4 protein-coding genes are annotated in these 5,643 nt (G+C 53.7%); 3 read left to right on the forward strand and 1 reads right to left on the reverse strand.

What is annotated here, in order from left to right:
• Nucleotides 1-249: 249 nt before the first annotated feature.
• Nucleotides 250-1,521 (reverse strand): transglutaminase domain-containing protein, encoded by a 1,272-nt coding sequence (locus KSY82_RS10000; protein ID WP_217751099.1) that lies wholly within the window; start codon nucleotides 1,519-1,521, stop codon nucleotides 250-252.
• 228 nt (nucleotides 1,522-1,749) lie between these two features.
• Here KSY82_RS10000 and KSY82_RS10005 point away from each other — a divergent pair, with 228 nt between their 5' ends.
• From KSY82_RS10005 to KSY82_RS10015, 3 genes are all read left to right on the forward strand, one after another.
• Nucleotides 1,750-3,096 carry an AAA family ATPase gene (locus KSY82_RS10005; RefSeq protein ID WP_195361912.1) on the forward strand — a complete coding sequence of 449 codons (1,347 nt, stop codon included), beginning with the start codon at nucleotides 1,750-1,752 and terminating at the stop codon, nucleotides 3,094-3,096.
• Nucleotides 3,097-3,157: 61 nt separating this feature from the next.
• Nucleotides 3,158-3,685 carry an RloB family protein gene (locus KSY82_RS10010; RefSeq protein WP_368042060.1) on the forward strand — a complete coding sequence of 176 codons (528 nt, stop codon included), beginning with the start codon at nucleotides 3,158-3,160 and terminating at the stop codon, nucleotides 3,683-3,685.
• Nucleotides 3,686-3,783: 98 nt separating this feature from the next.
• Nucleotides 3,784-5,433: a PHP domain-containing protein gene (locus KSY82_RS10015; protein WP_217751101.1), complete on the forward strand. Its 1,650-nt coding sequence runs from the start codon at nucleotides 3,784-3,786 to the stop codon at nucleotides 5,431-5,433.
• Nucleotides 5,434-5,643 lie beyond the last annotated feature (210 nt).

The raw sequence follows: 5,643 nt of genomic DNA on the forward strand, positions 1-5,643 counted from the left end.
ACGCCGGGCCGACTCGCTTCGGATCGGGCTCTACACCAACTTTCTCGACACTACCACGCAGCGAGTTCAAATAGTGCTGAGTCGCCTCGTCCATATCTTTACCTCCTTTCGGGGCTCGATTTACAACCCATATATTTGGCTATCTGCCAAATACCATCGTGCGGGATTGAGCCACCTTGTGTCCCTCAAATCAATGAGTATGGCGAGAGCGCTGTTGAAAACGACTACAGCGCCCACTCTTCATTTAGGTTAAAGGCTTACAACCCGATCACAAACCTCCAACGCAGCAGATCGATGCGTGACGATGATGACGGTATGGCCGAGATTTCGCATACGATCCAGCATTTCTCGCTCGGTCTTGGGGTCGAGGGCCGATGTGCGTTCATCGAGCAGAAGCACGGGGGAGCCGGAGTAGACCGCACGCGCAACGGCAAAGCGTTGCTCCAGGTCTCCGTACCAGTTGTCGCTGGTGTCGTCCCAGGTTAGGTCCATCTGGCACCATTTGCCGTCGATCTTTACGGCGTTCCAGGTGTGGCCGTTGCCGGTGACGCGGCCGTTGGCGATGCCCGCGGCGTCAAGGAGCTTGGAGTAGATGCGCTGGTAGCTCTCGCAGGTGCCCTGGTGGCGCGTGAGGCCGCTCTCGGCCGAGCACCAGTTGAGGTTGTGGTCGTACTCCAGCTGGTCGTGCGTCCAGTCGTGGAGCCACAGCGCCCTGTCGTAATCCGAGCCGTCTGTCTGTTGCCTGCACTGGGCCACGGCGTTGTTGACGATCTGCGTGACGCTTGGGCGGGCGGCGTCGTTTACGGTCACCTCCGCCGTGGTGCGCATGTAGTAGATCCCCTTGTCGTTTTGGGGGTCGTTTCTGTCGTTGTCCATAAAGTAGAAGTAGATGCGGTACGTGCCCGATGCCGTGAAGTCAAAGGTAAAGTCGTGGCCCGCGGCGCCCAGGCTGTAGTAGCTGCCCCATGCCGCGCGCGACGGGTCGCAGACGCTCTCATGGCTGTCGCCGTCCCAATAGGTGGGCACGTCCATGCGCGCCTTGGCCTGGGACGAGCCGTTGGTCTGGGTCACGTGGAAGGTCGTCGCGGTGCCCGCGGGGGCGTCGTTCCACGAGACGGTGAAGGTGACGCCGTTTTGGGTTGCCGTTGCTGAGTGGGCGTAGGTGGTTTGTGCCGTGGCGGAGATGGCCTCGGGAGCGCCGTTGGTTTGGGTGCGGAGGGATGGGGCGGGGGTGCCGGTTGCGGCGGTGGTGGCGGCATTGGTGGCGATGGCGCTTTCCGTGTTGGCTGCGCTGGCGCCGGTGGATGTTGCGGTGCTGTCCTCTACGGTATTTGCTGTCGCATTTGTGTTGGCGCCGTCTTCAGCCTTGCCTGTGTCGCTGCTCGTGGCGTCGGCTTGCGCCTGCTGCTCGGCTGTTTCTTGAGGCTGAATCGCTTCCGCTATGGCTGCCATGGGCATCGTCGAGCTGACCATGGACGTGCATGCGATCGCGCAGAGCAGGTAGTAAAGGGGTCGTTTCATAGCGGAGCCTCTCGGTGAGCAGCCAATAGGGTCCGAAGGCAGCTCCAGGCCAGCACTCCGCGCATATTTTGTTGCGGTTTATTTTACGGGAACATCAGTCAACATCAGCGAACTTTCTGGGGAATGTTGATATTCAAGGTACTACCTATGTGGGTATTGGTTCCCCTGCTCGTGTCTCATTTGTAACATCGAATGTGATAAAATCACGTTAAATGAAGGGAGAATGGTATGCTACTTGACCTTACAGTCGGTAATTGGATGTCGTACGGAAACGATGCTCAGCTCAGCATGCTGGGCTCGCTCGAGCGCCAACATAAGGAGACACTTGCCAAGCTGCCTGGATGGCGCAGCAAGTACGTGTTGCCGGTCGCTGCCATATACGGCGGCAATGCATCGGGCAAGACGGCACTTTTCAAGGCGCTTGCGGCATTGAAAACAATGGCTACCGTTGATGTGGGGGTGGATGGGGTTCTTCCCGTCGATACCTTTCGCCTTGGGGACGATGAGGGGCCTGCATCCTTGGACATCACGTTTCTTGTTGGTGCGAACGTGTACAGGCTCTACGTTGAGGCAACTCCCACCGCTGTCGTATATGAGTCGCTCGAGCTAGTGCGGGAGAAAGCGGGCATCGTCTTGTACGAGCGTGAGGCAGTCGAGGACGGGCCAGACTCTTACTCCTTTGAAGAGGGCTTTTTCGGCGATTCTGGGCATGTCGCTTACGCTGCGCAGAGTACGCGTGCAAACCGACTTTTTTTGGAGAGCGGCGTTGCGCAGAATGTTTTAGAGCTCAGGGAGGCGCACGGCTGGTTTTCGCACACGCTGGAACTGGTGGGCGTTGGCTCGCAGGCATGGTCGTTCGCTAAAGCTGCTGGCACTCAGGAGGGCTTCCTCGATTTCGCAGGGGATGCGCTTTCGCGTTTGGATACTGGCATATCGAGACTTGTCGCCGAGCCGGTTGGTCCCGAGGCGTTGCCTAAAGATGCCGCTTTGCAGCGCAGTATTTCCGAGCTGGATGACGACGGGGTCATTACCGTGCTGCTTGATGTCGAGGCGGGGGACTACGGATTTGAGATGCTTACCGTACGTTCGGCTGCGGGGCATCCCGAAGTGCAACGCCTGCGCACCGTGCACGTTGGTTCCGACGGCAGTGAACACATTTTCTCCCTGGGAATGGAATCTTCGGGCACCCAGCGTCTGATGGGGCTTCTGCCTATGCTGTTCGACCAGTCGGGTATGGGTGGCACTGCATGCTCTAAGGTTTACGTGGTGGACGAGCTCGATCGCTGCATGCACACAATGTTAACGATGCGTCTCGTTTCCGACTTCTTGTCGGGGTGTGGAGCCGACACACGCAAGCAACTCATGTTCACTACGCACGACCTCCTGCTTATGGATCAGTCTTTGATGCGTCGTGACGAGATGTATGTTGCCCAACGTGGCTCCGATGGCTGCTCGGAGCTTGTGGGACTTCCTGAGTTTAAGGGCATCCGCTTCGACAAGGATCTTGTTCGTAGTTATCTTGACGGCCGCTTTGGCGGCATTCCGATGTTCGGGGAGGCGGGTTCGCTTGGCTAGGCGTAAAAGTGGACTTGCACCGCGAAGGACGAACGTTCGAGACTATCGCTGCGTGTGCTGGGTGAGTGCCGAGGGAACTACTGAGCGTGATTACCTGGGTATGGCCGTTTTCAAGGATGCGCAAGTGTCGGTGAAATTCCCAAAGAACACTCATCCAAATCGGCACAATCCAGCTGCTGTGCTAAAGCGGTTCGAAAAAGTGTTACGCGAGAACGACTTCCGTGCCGGGGACGAGGCGTGGCTCGTGGTGGATGTTGACGATTGGGATGAAGACGAGTTTGGTGAGCTATTGGCCTGGAAGGTGGCAGATGGTCGTCATCACTTGGCCGTAAGCAACCCAAAGTTTGAACTGTTCCTCGTGATGCACTTCGAGAAGGCCAATGGCTGCACGACTCCGGAGAAAGTGGACTCTGCCTTGAAGAGACATTTGCCTCGCTATGCGAAGCGCGTTTCTGCGACGCAGTTCTCAGCCAAACAGGTGCGCGATGCCATCGAAAATGCGAAAGCAAAGCGCGTGAGCTGCAAGACTGCTCTGCCAGCACCCGGCATGACGGATGCATACTTGCTTGTTGAGAGTATTATGCGTTGAGAGATTCGTGAGAACGCTCTGAAGGGTAGGGCATTTTAGCGACTTCCGAAATACCTTAAACACCGGATAATAAGTCATCTCTTATGGCGGGAGACACGATGGATTCACCGATTGTAAAATGCGGAAGAGTTTGGGACTTGCATATTCACTCCAACCAGTGTTCTTCCGCCCTTCCTGAAATGAAAAAACTTGGTGTTGACGACTATATCGACGGACTTTTTGATGTATTTAAAAAGCATCAGGATTTGGATATGGTCTCCATTACCGATCATAATTCCATGGCTCTAGATGTCTACAAAGAGTTTCTTTCGAGAGATAGCTCTATTCGTCTTCTTCCCGGCGTAGAAGTGGATGCTTCTCTGGAAGAGGGCGAAGCATCCAAGCATATCATTGTCTATTTCGATGCCGTCGATGACGAAGAAAAGATTGTCAAGGTTGCCGACTGGGTTAACGAAGTTCTGGGGGAAGTGAGTCCGAAGAGCCCAATCAATATCGATGTTCTATTGAACAAATTGCTTGAGTTGGGCATTCCTTTTGCATTGAGCCCTCATGCCATGAAGCAAAATAAACGCGGAATCGACTTCGATTGGCATTGTCTTGAGAATCCCGGGGACGAAGCGAGAAAGTACATCGACCAGTTCTTCTGCTTATGGGAAACAGGTGGCAAGAGCAGCATTGCGCATGCTGTCGAATTCCTACGAGAAATAGATGCAGATGAGAGGGTTTCAATAATCTCCTTCTCTGATTCCAAAGATTTCGACAAGCTTGATAAATACCTCTCCTACCCGCCTCAGTATTTCCATGCTTTGCCGAGCTTTAGGGGACTTCAGATGGTCGGTAGTGAAGTCAATCGTATTTCGTGCACCAGGGAAGAGATTCCCGACGAATCGCTCGGCTCTTATCTCGGAGAGGTGTGCTTTAATGGGCAGAAGATCGAGCTGTCCACTCGGCTCAATGCAGTTATTGGAGGTAGAGGCAGCGGAAAATCTCTCCTTTTAGACGCTATGGCTTTGGCACTTGGTGACCCCAACAAAAAGGTTAAACCTGGGCGCAGGGAATTTGTTAAAAACTACGCAGTTTCGATTAAGAATGCCCGCGGGGATGCTGTTAAATCCGGCGCGTTCGCCTATGACTATTTTAATCAGAGCTACGTCGCAAAGCTGTTTATGGAAGAGGGCGAGGCGTATAAAAATACCCTCAAAAACTATTTTCAAACTGGGTTTGATGCCGTAAGCGAAATAGACGAAGCTGCTATCAAGACACAAAATATGGCGGATTTTAATTTGCCTATTCCTGATTGTTCTGCTGGGCAACTTGAGAACATTTCTGGTTTAGTTGATAAATTTTCGACTGATCGCAACGATGCCCTTGATATAAAAATTGCTAAGTGTCAGAAGCTGAAAATTGATAAGAAAATCGCCAATTTGAGTTACGAAAAACTTCTAGGCGACGTTGAAAAGGCGGTTCGCTCGAAGATTCCTCCTGCCATTGTTGATGACCAGAGATTTAAGGACGCTTTTATATCTTTCGAGCGCGAGATTCTTACTGTTGCTGCAGCTCATAGAAAAGGTCATCTCTGCAATACCTATCTTCTTAACGAGCTGATTGATGAGTTCTTTGAAGCGAAGGGCAGGATTAGTGAGGCACAAAAGGCAAAATCGGACGTTGCGAAATTGTTCGAAATTGCGTTTATGGATAACACGGAAAGCATCCGACAGAGGGTTTCTGTCGTAAATGCCCATGGTTGATTTCCGATCTCAGCCGAACACATTGAGCAAATAGGCCATTCCCGCAGTTAGCTGAACGCCCCCGCGGCCCCTCCTGGGGTCCGGGGGCGCCGTTTTCCCAGTTGATGGAACGGTGGAGATGTGTTTCGATGGGTCCGGTGGCCATGCTCCGCCCGCCGCCCGGCACCTCTTCCCAGACTCAGCCGGACGGCCGGTCCGTCTATTCCGTTT

Origin of the sequence: Collinsella aerofaciens, assembly GCF_019131995.1 — a bacterium.
Classification (GTDB): Bacteria; Actinomycetota; Coriobacteriia; order Coriobacteriales; family Coriobacteriaceae; genus Collinsella; species Collinsella aerofaciens_S.